The sequence below is a fragment of the Brevibacterium sediminis genome, assembly GCF_024895295.1.
GTDB classification, from domain to species: Bacteria; Actinomycetota; Actinomycetes; order Actinomycetales; family Brevibacteriaceae; genus Brevibacterium; species Brevibacterium sediminis.
In genome coordinates this window covers 91,322-110,265 of record NZ_JAHQRN010000009.1, presented here as the reverse complement: position 1 = coordinate 110,265, position 18,944 = coordinate 91,322, and the positions used below count along the sequence as shown (strand labels likewise).

14 protein-coding genes are annotated in these 18,944 nt (G+C 63.4%); 11 read left to right on the top strand and 3 right to left on the bottom strand.

All coding sequences use genetic code 11. From position 1 onward, the window contains the following. Window positions 1-199 precede the first annotated feature (199 nt). From KTJ89_RS17455 to KTJ89_RS17420, 8 genes are all read left to right on the top strand, one after another. Window positions 200-1,471, top strand: coding sequence for a hydroxyacid-oxoacid transhydrogenase (locus KTJ89_RS17455; RefSeq protein ID WP_259358698.1), 1,272 nt, complete (start codon window positions 200-202; stop codon window positions 1,469-1,471). Then, window positions 1,468-2,838, top strand: coding sequence for an MFS transporter (locus KTJ89_RS17450; RefSeq protein ID WP_259358697.1), 1,371 nt, complete (start codon window positions 1,468-1,470; stop codon window positions 2,836-2,838). The genes KTJ89_RS17455 and KTJ89_RS17450 overlap by 4 nt, the downstream gene beginning before the upstream one ends. Window positions 2,839-2,851: 13 nt before the next feature. Continuing rightward, window positions 2,852-3,634, top strand: a complete 783-nt coding sequence (locus KTJ89_RS17445) for an IclR family transcriptional regulator (protein ID WP_172174597.1) — start codon at window positions 2,852-2,854, stop codon at window positions 3,632-3,634. 121 nt (window positions 3,635-3,755) lie between these two features. Further along, complete coding sequence (locus KTJ89_RS17440) at window positions 3,756-4,649, top strand: universal stress protein (RefSeq protein WP_259358696.1); 894 nt, start codon at window positions 3,756-3,758, stop codon at window positions 4,647-4,649. 12 nt (window positions 4,650-4,661) lie between these two features. Then, window positions 4,662-6,170, top strand: coding sequence for a MocR-like pyridoxine biosynthesis transcription factor PdxR (gene pdxR, locus KTJ89_RS17435; RefSeq protein WP_259358695.1), 1,509 nt, complete (start codon window positions 4,662-4,664; stop codon window positions 6,168-6,170). 158 nt (window positions 6,171-6,328) lie between these two features. Next, complete coding sequence (locus KTJ89_RS17430; RefSeq protein WP_259358694.1) at window positions 6,329-7,720, top strand: aspartate aminotransferase family protein; 1,392 nt, start codon at window positions 6,329-6,331, stop codon at window positions 7,718-7,720. Window positions 7,721-7,730: 10 nt separating this feature from the next. Beyond that, on the top strand, window positions 7,731-8,843 hold the full coding sequence (locus tag KTJ89_RS17425; RefSeq protein WP_259358693.1) for a phosphotransacetylase: 1,113 nt from the start codon (window positions 7,731-7,733) through the stop codon (window positions 8,841-8,843). A gap of 15 nt (window positions 8,844-8,858) precedes the next feature. After that, a complete protein-coding gene (locus KTJ89_RS17420) occupies window positions 8,859-10,427 on the top strand; it encodes an APC family permease (RefSeq protein ID WP_259358692.1) in 1,569 nt (522 codons plus the stop codon). Window positions 10,428-10,572: 145 nt separating this feature from the next. Here the strand turns inward: KTJ89_RS17420 and KTJ89_RS17415 are convergent, their stop codons facing one another. The 3 genes from KTJ89_RS17415 to KTJ89_RS17405 are packed head-to-tail and all read right to left on the bottom strand — an operon-like array spanning window position 10,573 to window position 14,161. Then, window positions 10,573-12,291: a cobaltochelatase CobT-related protein gene (locus KTJ89_RS17415; protein WP_259358691.1), complete on the bottom strand. Its 1,719-nt coding sequence runs from the start codon at window positions 12,289-12,291 to the stop codon at window positions 10,573-10,575. Then, window positions 12,291-13,241: an AAA family ATPase gene (locus KTJ89_RS17410; RefSeq protein WP_259358690.1), complete on the bottom strand. Its 951-nt coding sequence runs from the start codon at window positions 13,239-13,241 to the stop codon at window positions 12,291-12,293. Before KTJ89_RS17410 ends, KTJ89_RS17415 begins: the two co-directional genes overlap by 1 nt. 32 nt (window positions 13,242-13,273) lie before the next feature. Beyond that, complete coding sequence (locus tag KTJ89_RS17405; RefSeq protein WP_259358689.1) at window positions 13,274-14,161, bottom strand: IclR family transcriptional regulator; 888 nt, start codon at window positions 14,159-14,161, stop codon at window positions 13,274-13,276. 157 nt (window positions 14,162-14,318) lie between these two features. Here KTJ89_RS17405 and xsc point away from each other — a divergent pair, with 157 nt between their 5' ends. The 3 genes from xsc (at window position 14,319) to KTJ89_RS17390 (ending at window position 18,937) form a co-directional block, all read left to right on the top strand. Continuing rightward, window positions 14,319-16,139 (top strand): sulfoacetaldehyde acetyltransferase, encoded by a 1,821-nt coding sequence (gene xsc / locus KTJ89_RS17400; protein WP_259358688.1) that lies wholly within the window; start codon window positions 14,319-14,321, stop codon window positions 16,137-16,139. Between the two features lie 115 nt (window positions 16,140-16,254). Then, window positions 16,255-17,988: an amidohydrolase gene (locus KTJ89_RS17395; protein ID WP_259358687.1), complete on the top strand. Its 1,734-nt coding sequence runs from the start codon at window positions 16,255-16,257 to the stop codon at window positions 17,986-17,988. Window positions 17,989-17,992: 4 nt separating this feature from the next. Then, the gene (locus KTJ89_RS17390) at window positions 17,993-18,937 is read left to right on the top strand and encodes a CobW family GTP-binding protein (RefSeq protein ID WP_259358686.1); all 945 of its coding nucleotides are present in this window, start codon (window positions 17,993-17,995) and stop codon (window positions 18,935-18,937) included. The last annotated feature ends 7 nt before the right edge of the window (window positions 18,938-18,944 follow it).

The window sequence follows — 18,944 nt, the reverse complement described above, 5'->3', positions numbered from 1 at the left end:
GATATCCCAGCGTCTTCCCGATTTCCAACTGCGAACATCTCTGCTGGTCAGATAGCCAAAAGTGCCATTCTCCCCTTCCCACCCTCGTGACATGAGCACAATTTCTTCTGTGAAGTGCTTCACATTTGCGCCCTCAGCTTTTAGGGTCGAAACACAATGTGGGGAGCCTTCCCACATATGAATGCAAAGGAGCATCAGCATGGGCACATCTCTGCAGAACGAATCCGTATTCACCTGGGCCGCACCGCCTTTGAAATTCGGAAACGGATCCCTCAGCGAGCTCTACTCAGACATCAAGGCATTCGGCGCGCAGTCGTGCCTCATCATCACGGATACTCACGTCCGCGCCACAGGCATACCCGATGACGTTCTCCACGCACTCCAGAACGAAGACATCTCGACCGACATCTTCGACGAAGTGGGAATCGAACCGACCAACGAAAGCATCGACTATGCCGTGCAGTGGGCGCGACAGAAGGACTGGGACTGCTACGTCGCCATCGGCGGCGGATCCGTGATCGACACAGCGAAAGCCGTCAATCTGCTCACAACCCACCCCGGCGAACTCCTCGACTACGTGACGCCGCCCATCGGCGAAGGCACCGCTCCCACGCTGCCGCTGAAGCCCCTCATCGCCGTGCCGACCACTGCAGGCACCGGCTCCGAATCAACGACGATCTGCGTCATCGACTTTCTGGACATGCACCTCAAAGCCGCGATCAGTCACGCCCGGCTTCGCCCGTCCATGGCAATCGTCGATCCGCTGACCACCGTGTCCCTCCCCTCCCAAGTCACTGCGGCGAGCGGAATGGACGTCCTCTCACATGCACTCGAAAGCTACACCAGCGTTGCCTTCGATGCGAAGCCTGCCCCCGACGATCCGACGAGACGTCCGGCCTTCTGCGGGTCCAACCCCATCAGCGACATCTGGTGCGAACAGGCACTTAAGCTGGTGGGCCGCAACCTGCGCAAAGCCGTGATGAATGGCCGGGATATCGATGCGAGAAGCCAGATGGCCCTGGCTTCGGCATCTGCCGGAACCGGGTTCGGCAACGCCGGCACCCACCTCCCCCACGCAAACGCCTACCCGATCGCCGGCGCAGTTGAGAACTACCATGCTGAAGGCTATCCGGAGATGGTCATGGTCCCGCACGGCCAAGCCGTCTCCTCAACCGCTCCCGCCGTCTTCCGCTGGACCTACCCGGCCGACCCTGACCGCCACCTCCGCGCCGCAGAGCTGCTGAGCGGTCAGACATTCACCCGCACCGACGGCGCCGAGGCGCTGGCCCATGTGCTCACGGAGCTGATGCACGACATCGATATGCCGAAGGGACTGCGCAGCTTCGGCTACATCGAAGACAACATCGACCAACTCGTCGATGGGACCCTCAAACAGACGCGACAGATGGCCGTCGTGCCCCGTCCGGTCACACGCGAGGCACTGACAGGAATCTTCCGGGAGTCATTATGAACTCGAATCCTCAGCCAACCGACGTCAGCTCTTTTACGAAGAAGGACATCCGCGTCGTCATGATGTCCTGCATCGTCGGGACCACAGTCGAATGGTACGACTTCTTCCTCTACGGAATGGCCGCCGGGCTCGTGTTCAACAAGCTCTACTTCCCCAGTGACTACCCCCTCATCGGCACCATTCTCGCCTTCGCCAGTTTCGCCGTCGGATTCGTTGCGCGACCCGTCGGCGGACTGGTCTTCGGCCATATCGGTGATCGGGTCGGACGGAAGAAGACTCTGGTCACCACCATGATGATCATGGGTATCGCCACATTCCTCATCGGCGTCATCCCCACCCACGCGATGATCGGCTTCGCCGCTCCCCTCCTCCTCGTCATCTGCCGAATCGCTCAAGGCGTCGCCGTCGGCGGCGAATGGGGCGGAGCCGTGCTGATGGCGGTCGAGTACGCGTCAAAAGGCAAGCGCGGCCTCTACGGCAGCTTCCCTCAGATCGGCCTCGCGGTCGGTCTGGTCCTCGGCACAGGTGTCTTCGCGTTCCTCGGCGGGGTGATGTCCGATGATTCATTCCTCAGCTGGGGTTGGCGAGTCGCCTTCATGTTCAGTGCTGTGCTCGTCGGCGTCGGCCTCTTCATCAGGCTGAAGGTGATGGAGACACCGGCCTTCGCCAAGCTCGAGAAGGCAGAAGCTCGCGCAGTCATCCCCGCCGTGGAACTGGCCAAGGACAGGCAGAGTCGACGCAACATCATTCTGGGAATGGGCGCGCGCTGGGCCGAAGGCGTCGCGTTCAACCTCTGGGCCGTATTCATCATCACCTATGCCACGACGAGCCTGGACGTCAGCCAGGGAACGATCCTGACCGCGGTCATGCTCGGCGCGATCATCATGGTCGGAGTCATCCCGCTCATGGGTCGGCTGTCCGATCACTTCGACCGACGGCGCATGTACGCTCTCGGCGTCGTCGCGCTGGGCATCCTCACCTACCCGACACTGCTGCTCATCGGCACCGGAAATCCGCTGCTGATCTTCATCAGCATCGGCATCGTACTCGGTGTCGTCTACCCGGTCGTCTATGCCCCGGAAGCCTCGCTCTTCGCCGAGCTGTTCCCCACGTGGACCCGATACAGCGGAATCTCGGTCGTCTACCAGATCTCTGGAATCGTCGCCTCCGGGATGACGCCGCTCATCCTCTCCTATCTTCTCCGAGAGAGCGACGGACATATCGGGTCGATCGTGGCCTATGTCCTCGCCGTCACGGTGATCAGCGGAGTGTCAGCTCTGCTGATCCGACGCACAGACATGTTCACCGAAGATACGGAAGACGATAAGCACCGTGAGCGGTCTCACAAGGCGCCTGTCGGCCCCTGATAAGCTCACCACCATGGCGAATGGGCATCCAGCAGGCACTCAGGCCGTCGGTCGTGCGCTGAACATCCTCAAGCTTCTGGCCGGCACCGAGGCGGATCTGCCCCTCTCCTCCATCGCTGAGGAGTTGGGGCTGTCCTCCGGAACCGTCTACCGCATTGCGAAGGCGCTTCTTGCTGAAGGCCTCATCGCCCAGAACCCGTGGAACGACGCGTACTACCTGGGCAGCGGCGCGGTGCTCCTCGGCCAGGCGGCGCAGCGGAGCTTCGGTATCGATAAGATGATCCCGTTCTTAGAACGGCTCAATGAGATGACCGAAGAATCAGTCAATCTCGCCATCCGCGACGGCGGCGAATCGGTCGTCATGACCCGCGTCCAATCCACCCTCCCCCTGCGCTTCGTGCAAAGAGTCGGAGCGCGATTCCCTCTGTACGCCACAGCCTCGGGCAAAGTGATCCTCGCGTTCTCGGACAATGCAGACGAGTACTTCGACTCGCTTCCCGATCGGCTCGAACCGGTCACAGCGAACACGCTGGGCACTCGCGACGATGCCCGGTCCGCCGTGCGTGCCACACGCGAACGAGGCTTCAGCATCGACGATCAGGAGAACGTGGACGGAGTTCGCTGTGTCGGAGCGCCGGTCCTCGATGCGACTGGCCAAGCGCAGGCCGCCATCGTCATCCAGGGGCCGACAGTGCGGATGGACGACGCCCGCCTCATCACATTGGGTGCGGACGCAGTCCGAGCGGCGCAGGAGGTCTCTCGGTTCTTGCCCGTCGACCATCCGCTCTCCATGTGAGGAAGACTCCTCATTCGACTGACCTGCGCTTTGTCGACGGTCAGAGGCCTCACCTATAGTCGACTTGGGGCACGGAAGAGCGCCCCAATCAGTTACAGAGCACCAGGTCAAAGGAGACTCAATGCGTTACGTCGTCGGAATCACTCTGGACAGACGCGACAGAGATGCCGTCTCTTTGGCCCTCACTCTGGCACGCTCCGTCGTTGCCCCGCACAGTGTCGCCATCGAACTCGTCCATGTCATTCGCGGGCCGCAGCCCGACCATGCTCAGTCAGCTCAGGAACGCGAGTTCCAACAGCTGCGCAAGGACTCAGCGCTGGAGGGTCTCGCCAAGGTCAGCGACCTCATTCCCAAGTCGATCAGGTCCACTGTCACCGTCCACTTCGCTGAATCGATGGCTGAAGGTCTGCTCGAAATCGCGTCCACCGCGCCCTGCGATCTCATCATCGTCGGCGCAGCCAGCCGCGGCCCGTTCCGACGGTTCACGGTGGGGTCCGTCGCCAATGCCCTGCTCCACTCGGCCTCCGTGCCGGTGGCCCTCGCACCGTCGGGTTACCTCCCTCCGAGCAGACTGACACGACTCACCTGTGCGATGGGAACACGAGTCGGTGCCGACGCAGTCCTCGACGTATCCGTCAGCTCATCGGTCCGACACGACGTCCCGCTGCGACTCATCTCACTCATCGGCTTGGACGCGTCCCCGAACACACCGGACGGACGGTCTCCCGCCGACCACGCGCGAGCGCTGCTGCTGAGCGCGTCTCAGCAGGTCGACGACGCGGTCGAAGTCATGGTCGATGTCGCCCACGGGCGGTCCGTCGACTCCGCGGTCGAAAGGCTGAGCTGGGACGACAGCGAGATCGTCATCATCGGTTCCAGCCGGCTGGCACAACCGAAGTCGCTGTTCCTCGGTGCCACGGCCAACAAAATGCTCCGCAGCATTCCCGTCCCGATGGTCGTCGTCCCCCGCTACCCGGTCGGATACGACAAAAACTCGAACACATTGGCACTGTAGGCCTACACCGCAATGACTCCAGACCCCGACATGGACCACCACCGCGACCAGGCGCAGCTCAGAGCCCCTATCGAAATCTCACCGAAGTCGAAAGAGCCGCTCTATCGGCAGCTCCGCAAGGCGCTCGAACACCAAATCCTCTCCGGCACGTACAGCCCCGATGTGCCACTTCCGTCATCGCGGGATCTGTCGCACGAACTCGGACTCTCACGCAATACCGTCAACGCCGCTATCCAGGAGCTTGTCGCCACCGGACTCATCGAGGCCCGACCGCGCAGCGGGCACTTCGTCAACAGCAGACTGCTCGCCGATGTGGCTGCCGTCAGCGCCGGCACCCGCCGCATGACCGGCCCCATCGATTGGGAACAGAAGATCAGACCTGTCCGCGACATCCACCTGCCGGAGATCACGAAGACGAAGAACTGGCAGACCTACCCATATCCATTCGTCGCAGGTCAGGTCGACCCGGAAGAGTTCCCCCGGCTCGCCTGGGCAAAAGCCCTTCGCACCGCCATGGAACCCGAGCATCTTCAGTACTCTGTCCGCGACGCCATCGACGAAGACGATCCGCTGCTGGTCAAGCTGCTGTGCCAGCGCGTTCTGCCGAGCCGCGGAATCCATGTCGATGCCGAGAACGTCCTCATCACAGCGGGTTCCCAACAGGGGCTCGACCTCCTGGCACAGCTGCTCGTCGGCCCGGACACCACGGCCGGCGTCGAAGATCCCGGATACGTCGACGCCAAACATGCCTTCGCCCGCGTCGGCGGTCAGCTGTTCCCCTTGAAAGTCGACAATCGGGGCATGATCCCACCGTCCGACCGGCTTGACCTCGTCTACGTCACCCCCAGCCATCACAGCCCCACCAACGTCACTCTCGATTCGTCGCGTCGAACCCAGCTCCTGACACACATGCGTGACACGGACTCCCTCATCATCGAAGACGACTACGATTCGGAGTTCCGCTACCGAGGCAAACCCACCCCAGCTCTCAAAGCCCTGCCCGGTTCCGAGCACGTGATCTACCTGGGCTCCTTCTCCAAATTCCTCGCTCCCGGCCTGCGGCTCGGCTACATCGTCGCCGAGCCCGAGCTGATCGGGCGCATGCGCCGGCACCGTCGCTATTCCATCCGCCACGTCCCCGGACACACCCAACGCGCCATGGCGCTGCTCATCGAATCCGGCCAGTACCATCGAACGATCTCGCGTCGCCGCACCCAGCTGCGCAAGAAATGGGAAACCCTCACGGCCGCTCTCGACGCACACCTTCCCTGGTCCGTTCCCTACCCTGCCGGCGGGGTCAGTGTCTGGATCCAAGCGCCCGCGCATCTCGACGCGAGCATCCTCGCTGACGAATGCCTGCGTCGAGGCGTCGTGATCGAACGCGGCGATCCGTTCTTCCTCTCCCCCGACTCCCACCGGAACAACTTCAGACTCGGCTTCGCAGCCATCGACCTCGAATCCATCGAACCCGGCGTGCGAATCCTCGCCGAGGTGATCGACTCGGTTCTCGGAGACCGCTGAACCGCCACTGACATCTGGCACCAAAGAAGTCATATCGGACTGGGTCTTCATTGGGAACCAGATAGTCGCGAGAGTGATGTCAGGCGCTCCAACGACGGAGTTGCCGGAGTCGGGACGCCTCGACGTGCCGACCCAGACAGTTCGAATGGAGGGTTCGCGTGACGATCTCGGATTATGCAAATCGTGCCCAGCAGCATCTTTTCCCCCACTTCACCACCGGCAGAGTGTGGAATGACGACGATCTTCCGATCATCGTCGAAGGGCACGGAAGTTACCTCATCGACGAACGAGGCGACCGGTACCTCGATGGTCTGGCCGGCCTGTTCTGTGCGAACATCGGCCACGGGCGACAGGATATTCCCCGGGCCGCCTATGAGCAGATGAGCAAGCTCGCGTACTGGACGAACTGGGGTTCGGCCCATCCCGCAGCCGTGGATGCGGCGACCCGCATCGCCGGTCACGCCCCGGGCGACCTCGACACAGTGTTCTTCGTCAATTCGGGTTCCGAGGCCGTTGAGTCCGCTGTGAAGTTCGCCCGCCAGTATCACCGTTCCCAGGGACAGTCCCAGCGCACGAAGATCATCGCCAGGGACATGGCCTACCACGGCACCACCCTCGGCGCCCTCGCCGTCACGGGCATCCCCGCCTACAAGGAGCCTTTCGGCGAACTCATGCCCGGAGTATTCCACGTGCCGAACACTTTGGGAGAAGAGGTCCCGGCCGGAGGCACCGCCGCCGACCTGCCCTCGATCCAGGCCATCAGAGAACTCATCGAGCGGGAAGGCGGAGACACCTTCGCCGCGCTCTTCGCGGAGCCCGTCCAGAACTCGCGCGGAGCACTCGTACCGCCGGAGGGCTACTGGCAGGAGCTGCGGAAGATCTGCGACGAACACGGAATCCTCCTCGTCGCCGACGAAGTGATCACCGGGTTCGGGCGGCTGGGCGAATGGTTCGGTTCGATCAAATTCGACGTCGTGCCCGACCTCATCACCTTCGCCAAGGGTTCGACCTCGGGCTACATGCCCCTCGGCGGAGTCATCATCCGCAAGCCGCTCGCAGAGGCCCTTCTCGACTCGCCCGATGCCGGGACTTTCACCCACGGAGCCACCTGGGGTGGTCATCCGGTGGCCACCGCGGTCGCCACCGCCAACCTCATCGCGCTGGAAGAGGAGAATGTCCCCGGCAACGTCCGCAGCCTCGCACCCTACTTCCAGAACGGCCTCGATCGGATCACCGACTCCTATCGCTGCATCAAGGAATACCGTGGCACCGGGTTCTTCTACGCCATCGAGATGATGGCCGACCGAGACACGGGTGCCGAACTCACCCCCGATGCGTCGAAGAAGGTGCTCACCGAGGTCATCCCGAAGGCGATGAAGGAAGTCGGGCTCATCACCCGTCCCGACAACCGCGGTGCGACGATGCTCGTCCTCTCTCCGCCTCTCGTCGCTGACCAGGCCGTCCTCGATGATCTGCTCGACAAGGTCGACCACGTCATGGGATCTGTCGACAAGCACCTCGGCGTCTCCACGCTGTCGGCTGCGGTCTGAGGATCGACCGATGTTGAAGACGCCGGCAGCTCGCGACCGCACTGCGGCCGAGGCCACCGTCGAAGCCGAGCTCGAGTCCGTCTCGATCGACTCGATGCTCCTCGATCGGGTGCTCGACCTGTGCGGAGAGGGACCACGGCCGAGGATCGTCCTCGCCGAGTCTCACGACGAACGTGTCCTTCGCGCTGCCGGCGCCCTCGCCGAGGCGGGCGTCCGCCCCGTCCTGATCGGCGACGCCCATGAGGTTCGCCACCGTGCGAAGCGACTGGGCATCGCCGCTGCCGACGGGTGGTCCGTCGAAGACCCGGCGAACCTCGCGGCCGGTCCAGCCGGCGAACGAATCCGATCCAGTGCGCAGAGGAAGCATCCTGAACTGGCCGCGCAATGGCTGACCGACCCTGTCTTCCTCGCCGCTGCAGCCGTCAAAGAAGGATTGGCCGAAGCCGCCGTCGCCGGAGCGGATCGGCCCACTGCCGATGTCATCCGGGCGGGGTTGGCCGTCGTCGGTCTCGCTCCGGATGCGCCCCTGCTCAGCTCCTCGTTCCTCATGTGCCTGCGCGACGGACGTTACCTGGGATTCGGCGATTGCGCGGTCATCCCGGTCCCCGATGACCAGCAGCTCTCAGCGATCGCTGTCGCCACTGCGCACACGTTCACAGCGATCACCGGCCTGGCGCCCTCAGTGGCGATGCTGTCGTTCTCAACAAGGGGATCGGCTCAGCACTCCGACATCGATCGGGTCAGAGCAGCGACCGAGCACATCCGCCGCAGCCACCCCGGCCTCGATGTCGACGGTGAACTCCAGTTCGACGCGGCCATCGTCGAATCCGTGGCGAAGTCGAAATGCCCCGAATCCGCGGTCGCCGGCCACGCGAATGTGCTCGTCTTCCCGAACCTCGCCGCGGGCAACATCGGATACAAGATCGCCGAACGCCTCGGCGGAGCACACGCCTACGGCCCGCTGCTCCAAGGACTCGCGGCCCCGATCAACGACCTCTCCCGGGGGGCGAGCGTTTCCGACATCATCAACGTCGGCCTCATCACGTGCCTGCAGGCGCTCACTCCTGCGCTGGGTGACCATCGCGGGATGAATTCCACTGCCCATACCTTCACAGAGAAGTGACGAAAGTAAGGTGCCATGTCGAAGTCAATAGAGAATCCGACCGAGAACGTCGCCGCCGCGCCACCTGGAGCACACGGTGAACAGCCGGAGAGGATGGCCAAGACACTCAAGCCTCGCTGGGTCTTCGCCATCGCTCTGGGCTCGGCGGTCGGATGGGGTGCGTTCATCCTTCCCACTGACTGGCTGGCGATGGGTGGTCCCTTGGGCACCCTCGTCGGCTTTGCCCTCGGCGCCGGACTCATGCTCATCATCGCCGTCAGCTACGGCTTCCTCATCCGCACCTTCCCCGTCTCCGGAGGTGAGTTGGCCTACGCCCTCATCGGCTACGGACGCGTCCACGCCTTCTTCGCCGGCTGGTTCCTCACACTCGGATATGTCTGCATCGTCGCACTCAACGCTTCGGCATTGGCTCTGCTGTTCCGGAAGCTCATGCCTTCGATCATGGAGCAGGGGTATCTGTACACCGTCGCCGGCTGGGATGTCTATCTGCCGGAGATCGGCGTCTCGATCACTGCGCTCGTCGTCTTCGCCATCCTCAATATCCGCGGCACCGCGCTGTCGGGGCGGGTCCAATACTGGGCCTGTGTGCTCATGATCATCGCAGTGTCTGCGATCATCATCTCCGTCATCGCGAGCCCGACAACCCATCTCTCCAATATGTCGCCGGCACTGCCCGATGGTGTCAGTCCGGTGGCCGCGATCATCGCCATCGTCGCCATCGCCCCGTGGGCGTTCATCGGCTTCGACAATGTTCCCCAGGCCGCCGAGGAGTTCGACTTCTCTCCGGCCAAGGCGCTGCGCCTCATCGTGCTCGCGATCCTCACAGCTGCCGCCCTCTACATGGCGATGATCGTCTCGGTCTCCATGGCTGAACCGTGGCAGGCACTGGCAACCTCCGGTTCCGCGTGGGGAACGGCTGAAGCGATCACCGGTGTCATCGGCGGTTCGGGCCTCCTGCTGCTGGCCATCGCCATCACGATGGGTGTGAGCACCGGCCTCAACGGCTTCTACGTCTCGGCCAGTCGCGTGCTCATGGCCATGGGCCGAGCACAGATGATCCCGCCGATCTTCGCCCGCCTGCATGCGAAGCACAAGACCCCGCACATCGGGATCATCGCCGTCCTCATCGTCTGCCTCATCAGCCCTTGGTTCGGCAGGGCGGCTCTGACCTGGGTCGTCGACATGTCCTCGATCGGTGTGACCATCGCCTACCTCTACACCTGCCTGTGCGCCTTCCGGATCTTCCGCCCCACTCGTGAGGCTCAGGACCCAGAGGCTCTCCCGGGAATGTACTCGACGACGAAGAAGGTCCTGTCCGGTGTCGGAGCGGTCATTGCGATCATCTTCATGCTGCTCCTGCTCATCCCGGGCTCGCCCGGTGCGCTGGGACCGCAGTCGCTCATCGCCCTGGCCGTCTGGATCGTCATCGGTGTCGTGTTCTTCCTCTCCCGCATCCGGCACAACAGGAAGCTCACCGACCTGCAGGTCGATCGTCTCGTCCTCGGCGACGAGCGTCCCGCCGTCACTCGGTTCAGCGAACGCGCTCAGCTGCGCCGCGAAGGACGCCTGACCGAGGCTGGCTGAGTATCGTCCGTGGCCCGCAACAGCATAGTGGTCGGCCCGCTGCCAGGATTCACGGCAGCGGGCCGACCGCCGTCATCTGACCGATCGCCGAGATGCGCGGGCCGACGAGCAGGATAGTTCACGACGGCCGTGCCGGCATCGTCGTTCAGCGATGGAGAACGGTGAGAAGTCCATCGACGACCGCCCGCACAGACTCCCGGCCGCCCAGGGACTCGGCACCGAGTTCGACGCCGGCGGGATAGAGGAGCCCCGGGTCTGTGCCGATGCCCACTCCGAGGACACCGATATCGCCGGATCGACGCAGGTCGGCCACCGTGGACTCGAGATCTCGGGCCAGGTAGTCCTCATCGTTGGCTGCGGCTGTCGCAGAATCAGCCGGGAGCCCATCGCTGATGACGACCACGGCTGATTTCGCCGCCTGCTGGCGGCGCAGCCGGCCGACCGCCCAGCGCAGAGCCTCAGCATCGATGCCCTCTCTGTACAGAGAGGTCTTGAGCAGACCACCGAGGTTGTTGCGCGTCCGCCGCCATGAGGACTGTCCGGACTTGATCACGATGTGATGGATTTCGTTGAGTCGACCCGGCCGGTCCGGTGCCCCGGACTTCGCCCACTCGGCGCGGACGCGTCCGCCGTTCCAGGAGTTCGTGGTGAATCCGAGGATCTCGACGGTCACATCTGCACGGTCGAGGGCGGTGGCGAGCACGTCGAGGAGGGCACCGAGCCCGAGCGCATGAGCCTTCATCGACCCCGAGAGGTCGAGCAGAAAAGTCACGGCGCAGTCGGTCTCGGCACGGTGCGACCGTCCGCGGAAGACGCGCGGATCGCCAGGCGAGGTGACCAACCGCGTCAGGCGGGCGGAATCGAGGACACCATCCTCGGAATCGACGAGCTCGTGCGCCTCCTTCGCTGCTTCCACCACGGCCTGGAGCCGAGTGACCAAGGGGGCCAAAGGCACCTGCAGTCGTGCCGTCTCCGCGGCGATCGCGGCACGACCGCTGCGCAGGCTCGCATCCCTGACGTCCTCGGCGATCGTCGAAACCCGGTCGAACCGCTTCGTCCATACCTGATAGCCACGGCAGCGCCGGAGCCCGCTGCTGTCTGCCTGCTCTGCGGGAGCGAACAGGTCCTCGGAGATGTCGAATACCAGAGGCAGGCTCGGGCTGAATCGCCGGCGCCGCGCTCCCGAACCTCGACCTTCTTCGCCTTCGATGTCCGCAATGCGGTCAGCGAGCGTGCGCGCGAGTTCGAGCGCCACCTCGGTGAATACGCGTTGGCTGTGTCGCGCATTGCGCAGCTGGATGAGGAAGGGACCCAGTTCGGGCGCGAGCTCGAACCGGGATTCTTCGATGAGGTCGGAGTCCGCGGGGCTGATGGCCTCCCTGGTGATCACGGAGTGGGTGACGAGGACGACCGTGAACAACAGCAGGCCCAGGCGAGTCTCGTGCAGACGGCTGCGAAGGTATTCACTGCGCCAGTGTGCCTGTCGAGCAGATAGATTGGCTCGGACGCCGGCCTGTCCAGCCAAGGATTCGCAGCGCTGCTGTTCGAGGATTTCGACGATGAGGCGCTCTTCCTGCGATTCCGGCAGCATCTGCCTGTGCAGATGAGGATCGCTCCACTTCCGGCGCATGGCCATGGCATCTGTGGCACCGCGCAGAGAAGTGAGGCTCGACGTTCCGGGATCGGGGTAGAGATGGGGTGCATTCATGGGCAGCAGCCCGTCTCCATCGGCGGGTCGGTGAGCCCACAGGTCGACCGTCGGATCGCCGCTGAGCGCCCTGAACACCGACGCCAGGCGTCGTTCCCGGGCGTGAATCTCACGATCCGATCGACTGATGCCGGGCCGTGCTCTCTGTTCAGCCATCAGCTGGCCGTCGCCGCGTCATCGACGCTGAGTTCACCGCCGAAGCAGCGCTGATAGTACTCTGCAACGACAGGATGTTCGGTCACGTCGCAGCGGTTGAGAAATGAGAACTTGAAGGCCAGCTCGACATCGCCGAAGATCACCGAGTTCTGGGCCCAGGAGATCACCGTGCGCGGTGACATGAGCGCTGATACGTCTCCGGCGGCGAAACCCGTGCGCGTCAACTGAGCGACGTCGATCATCTTTGCGACGGTCTCCTCCCCCATTGCTGAGGCGATCTCTGGGACCTGACCGGTGACGACGAGTCGTTCTTCGGATGGGTCGAGGTAGTTGAGTGAGGCGATGATGTTCCAACGATCGAGCTGCGCCTGATTGAGGCGATGGACCCCATGGTAGAGACCGTTGACATTGCCCAGCCCCACGGTGTTCGCCGTGGCGAAGAGTCGGAAGTGCGGGTGCGGACGGATCACCCGATTCTGTTCGGTCAGGGTGAACAGGCCGTCGCGTTCGAGCAGGCGTTGGATGATGAACATGACCTCCGGACGGCCGGCATCGTATTCGTCGAAGACCAACGCCATCGGTCTGGTCAAGGCATAGGGGATCACTCCCTCTTCGAATGCCGTGCGAGGCTGGCCGTCCTCGATGACGACCTGGTCCTTGCCGACGAGATCGCTGCGAGAGATCTGTCCGTCCAGATTGACGCGCATCAGCGGCCAGTTCAGGCGTGCCGCGATCTGCTCGATATGCGTGGATTTCCCCGTCCCGTGCAGTCCCTGGACCAGCACACGCGAACCGTGGGAGAACCCCGCGAGTATCGCTCGCGTCACCTGCGGATCGAAACGGTAGTTCTCGTCAATGGTCGGAACCAGGTCGCTATTGCCTTCAAGCCTCGGAACCGGCGTATCGGCATCGATTCCGAAAAGCTCCCGGATCCCTGATGGAGTGCTCATATGGACAGTCCTTTCGCAATCGGTCGATGTGGTCAGGCAGTCGAAGCAGTCGGATCCGAACGGTCGATCTCGTCGAGCACCGCCATGCGCTGGGCAGCGGCGCGCACCACCGGAAGCAGCTCGATGAGGTCGTCGATCGACTTCCGCAGCACCGGTGCCTGAATGGCCAATGCCTGATTCGACCGACCGACGTCGGTGGGGATGAGCACCGCCAAGCAGACGAGCCCTTCAAGGTACTCCTGCCGGTCGAGGGCATAGCCGCACTCGCGGACAGATCGCAGTTCCGCCTCCAGCTGTTCAGGATCCGTGACCGTGTTCGGGGTGAAGGCTCTCAGCTCGGTACTGGTGAGCAGACGGCGGCGGGGAGTGTCTCCGTACTGTGAGGTGATCATCTTCCCACTCGCGGAGGCGTGGATCGGCACACGGCTGCCCGCCTCGAGATGCACTCTCAGCGGATGTGCCGTCTCCACGCGGTCGAGATAGATGACGTCATTGCCCGAGACCGCGGTGAGGTTGCAGCTCTCCCCGATCTCTTCGGACAGTTGGGACAGGATCATCCGCCGCGCTCCCTGCCTGGAGTCGTTGAGCAGCACATCCTCGGCCATACGGCGCAGTCGCGCTCCCGTGCCGTAATGGCGTCCGTCGCTGTGGCGGGTGAGCAGGTCGGCGCCCTCCAGCTGCTGGAGCATCCGGTGCAATGTGGGCTTGGGCAGCCCGGTCTGAACGACGAGGGACTGCAGAGTGAAGATCTGGTCGCGGGTGGAGATGAACTCCAACAGCGACACCAGCCGCAGTGCCGGTGTCTCGCCCGCGAGAGAGACCTGCTCATCCCCCGCCGGTTCCGTCAGATCGTCCATGCTCGTCCTCTCCACCTCGTCCTCACCGGACTCGACGCTGTTGCCATCGGCCAGAATTGCCAAGTTCCGTTTTATCGTACCAAATGAAATCTTTTCCGGAACTTCGTTGACACCGAGGAAGGCGATCGCCTAATGTCACAGATGTTCCGCTTTTCGAAGTGAAATGAACAGAAAACCGAGACCACAGAGCTGTGGTCCCCGACGAACAGGAGACGTTACGATGACGGAACTGGCCGATCGAACCGACAAGGCGACACTGAGTGAAGCCGTGAAGACCCAGAAGATCACATCGTCCGAAGCCTTCGTCGAAACGATGGTCGCCAACGGCGTCACCGACATCTTCGGCATCATGGGTTCGGCGTTCATGGACGCCATGGACATCTTCGCCCCCGCGGGCATCGATTTCATCCCCGTGGTCCACGAACAGGGCGCTGCGCACATGGCAGACGGCTACGCCCGCGCCTCGGGCCGTCACGGTGTTGTCACAGGTCAGAACGGTCCGGGCATCTCGAACTGCGTCACCGCGATTGCGGCCGCCTATTGGGCCCATTCCCCCGTCGTCATCGTCACCCCGGAGGCCGGCACGAATTCGATCGGCCTCGGCGGATTCCAGGAGGCCAATCAGCTGCCGATGTTCCAGGAGTTCACGAAGTACCAGGGGCATGTCAGCAACCCGACCCGCATGGCCGAATTCACCGCCCGCTGCTTCGATCGCGCGAAGTCGGAGATGGGACCGACGCAGCTGAATATTCCCCGCGACTACTTCTACGGCGAATGTGCACCGGAGATCCCCCAGCCGCAGAAGATCGATCGCGGACCCGGTGGAGCCGAAAGCCTCGAAGAGGCCGCCGCGCTGCTCGCCGCGGCGAAGAACCCAGTCATCGTCTCAGGCGGCGGAGTCGTCATGGCCGATGGCGTCGATGAGTGCATCCCGCTGGCCGAGCGCCTCGGTTCGCCGGTGGTCAACAGCTACCAGCACAACGACTCCTTCCCCGCCAGCCACCCGCTGTGGGCAGGCCCCCTCGGCTACCAGGGTTCGAAAGCTGGAATGACCCTGATCAACCAGGCCGATGTGGTGTTGGCACTCGGAACTCGCCTCGGCCCCTTCGGCACGCTGCCGCAGTACGAATTCGACTACTGGCCCACCAACGCAAAGATCATCCAGGTCGACGCCGACCAGAAGATGCTCGGGCTGGTCAAGAAGATCGACGTCGGCATCTGCGGCGATGCCAAGGCCGTCGCCGAGGATCTCCTCGCCCGCCTCAACGATCGCAAGGTCGCCTGTGATGCCACGAAGGACCAGCGAGCAGAGCTCATCCGCGCTGAGAAGGAGGCGTGGGAGGCCGAGCTGGATTCGTGGACCCATGAGAAGGACGAGTTCTCCCTCGACGCCATCGAAGAGGCCGAGAAGGAGGACGGCAACTGGCTGCACCCACGTCAGGTGCTGCGGGAGCTCGAGAAGGCGATGCCGGCCGACGTCATGGTCTCCACCGACATCGGCAACATCAACTCCATCGCGCACAGCTACCTGCGCTTCGAACGTCCCCGCAGCTTCTTCGCTCCGATGAGCTTCGGCAACTGCGGCTATGCGCTGCCGACGATCATCGGCGCCAAGCGCGCCGCCCCTGATCGCCCGGCCATCGCCTATGCCGGCGACGGCGCCTGGGCGATGAGCATGGTCGAGGTCCTCACTGCCGTCCGCCACGACATTCCGGTCACTGCCGTCGTCTTCCGCAACCGTCAGTGGGGTGCGGAGAAGAAGAACCAGGTCGAGTTCTACGGACACCGCTTCATCGCCGGCGAGCTCGACAACGGTGAGAGCTTCGCAGCGATGGCCGAGTCGATGGGCGCAGACGGCATCGTCGTCGACCAGCTCGACGAGGTCGGCCCTGCTCTGCAGAGAGCCGTGGAGGCGCAGATGAACGAAGGCAAGACCACGGTCATCGAGGTCATGTGCACAAAGGAGCTCGGCGATCCGTTCCGTCGCGACGCTCTGCGCAAGCCGGTGCGGACCCTGGACAAGTACAAGGACTTCGTGTGAGTCGATGACCCTCAGGGCTCTTCTCGCCTGATGGTGTTCGGGTGCCGACCCCGTCTCGGTGCCCGAACACCATCGTCCCTGGTGACGTCGACGCATTACTGTAGCGCTGGCGTCATTGCCGACACCACTGCACCACCTCAATACTTCCGATCCGCGGTTCGACGACGTTGCCGAGACCGCAGAAAGCTGGCTCCCAGAGATGGAATCCTCCGAGCAAGTCATCTACCCCGCGAAACTCGTGAGAACTCTGGACCCGGCGCGGCCGAGTGCCGAAGCGATCATGGTCCGCGGCTCCCGCATCCGCGCCATCGGCTCGCTGGACGAGGTCAGGGCCTACGGTCCCTCACACATCGACGATCGCTATGCGGACTCGGTGATCTTCCCCGGTATGGTCGAAGCCCACGCGCATGCGAAAAGCGGCGGAATGTGGGAACAGACCTACATCGGCTACTACACCCGGAAGGGACCGGACGGCACGGTCTGGACCGGCTGCAAGAGCATCGAAGAGGTCCAGGACAGGCTGAGGGAAGCCGACTCGAAACTCGCCGACGGTGAGATCCTGAGAGCCTGGGGGCTCGACCCGATCTTCTTCCCCGGTGATCGGCTCGACCGCACTCACCTCGACGAGGTCTCGAACACCCGCCCGATCTTCGTCATGCACCAAAGCGGTCACCTCGCCACAATCAATTCCGAGATGCTCAGTCAGGAAGGCATCGACCGGGACTGCCCTGTCGAGGGAGTTGTCAAAGACTCAGCCGGTGAGCCCACAGGTGAACTGCAGGAACCGCCCGCGATCGCGCTCGTCAAGAGCGCAACGTCCGTTCTGGGTGGAGAATTCAGCGCGTCGGCCCTACGGAATTTCGGTGCCGACGCCTGCAACCACGGCGTCACGACAGCCGCCGACCTGGGCAACCCGTACCTCTTCACCGACGACCTCGAAGCGCACCGGGAGATCATCGACGATGAGTCGTATCCGGTTCGACTCTCCTTGTTCCACCGTGGGGGTGGGATGGGCGGCAACGGTGATGCGGCCGACGAAGCCGCTCGTCTTGCCGATCTGACGAGCACCAGCAGCGACAAGGTCCACCTCGGCGGGGTCAAACTCTTCCTCGACGGATCCATCCAGGGCTTTACTGCCCGACTCCAGGCTCCCGGCTACATCGAAGGTGATGACAACGGCATCTGGCTGTCCTCGCCCGAACAGTTCTACACCGCGTTCCGCGCGTATCACGCGGCCGGTGCGCTCGTTCACGTCCACTGCAACGGCGACGAGGCTACCGAGCTCTACCTCGACACCGTGGAACAGGTGCTCCAGGAGGTTCCCCGCTGGGACCACCGCCACACGGTCACACACAGTCAGCTGTCCACACCGGCGCAGTATCGCCGGATGAAGGCTCTGGGAATGTGCGCGAACATCTTCTCCAATCACATCTGGTATTGGGGCGATCAGCATCGTGATCTCATTCTCGGACCAGATCGTGCCGAACGGATGGATGCCGCAGCCACCGCGTTGCGCATCGGAGTGCCGATCTCGTTCCACTGCGATACGCCGATCACTCCGCTCGATCCCTTGGCGACGGCGTCCTATGCCGCCGAACGTGCCACACCCAGCGGCAGGATCCTCGGCGAACACGAACGGATCAGCGTCCCTGACGCGCTTGACGCGGTGACGATCGGAGCGGCCTATATGCTCAAGCTCGACCATCTCGTCGGCTCGCTGGAGTCCGGCAAATTCGCGGACTTCGCGATTCTCGACCGGGACCCATACGAATGCGAGCCTGCGGAATTGCGTGAGATCACAGTTCGCGGCACCGTTGTGGCCGGTCGACATTTCTCGGCGGTCGGGTGAACCCATGATCGAGCTGACAGTGATCGGCGGCTATCTCGGTTCGGGGAAGACCACCCTGCTCAACGAGATACTCGATCGTCAGGACGGCGAGCGCATCGCCGTCATCGTCAATGATTTCGGAACTGTCAACATCGATGCTGAGATCATCGGCTCCAGAGACGGCCGGACGATGGAGATCGCCAACGGATGCATCTGCTGCGATCTCTCAGACGGGATGGCCGCAGCCGTTGCAGCTGTGCGTCGTGCCGAACCCCCAGTCTCACGGATCTACGTCGAGGTCAGCGGCGTGGGCCAACCCGATATCGTCGCCCGCTGGGGCGATCATCCCGGCTTCTCCAGGGGCGGTGCCGTCGTCTGCGCGGATGTCACGACGATTCGCCGGGACGTCAATCGCAAGTGGGTGGGCGAAACAGTGCTTTCGCAATTGCGCGGCGCCGACAGGCTGCTGCTGACAAAAACCGACCTGGTCGATGACCAGACGGTGCACACGGTCGCGGACTGGCTGATCTCTCGTCCGGGCATCAATGCGGAGGTTGTCGACCGCAGCGAGATCCTGTCCGGGGAGCCGCCTCGGCGGTGGGATGTCCCGGCGGAGGATCCGACTCGTCCCCAGCAGGATTCTGTCTCCGACCATGTCTCACAGGTCCACAGCTCGTGGACGATCACGACCTCCTCGGCGATCGACCCGGACGGGCTCTGTGCGCTGGTGCAGAGACTTCCAGAGACGTTCGTCCGCGCCAAGGGAACCTTTCCCGACAGGCGGCACCCCGGACGCCGGTTCCTCATCCAATACGACGGATCGAGATGCGCGACCGGCCAGGTCGCCTCGGTCGGCACTACCTCGACGGACCCCGGGCACCTCGTCCTCATCGCGGTCGGCAGCCATACCGAAACTCCCGCGCCAGTGAACGAATTGGCACGAGCACTTCACGGACACGTCGGCGGCTAGCCGCCGA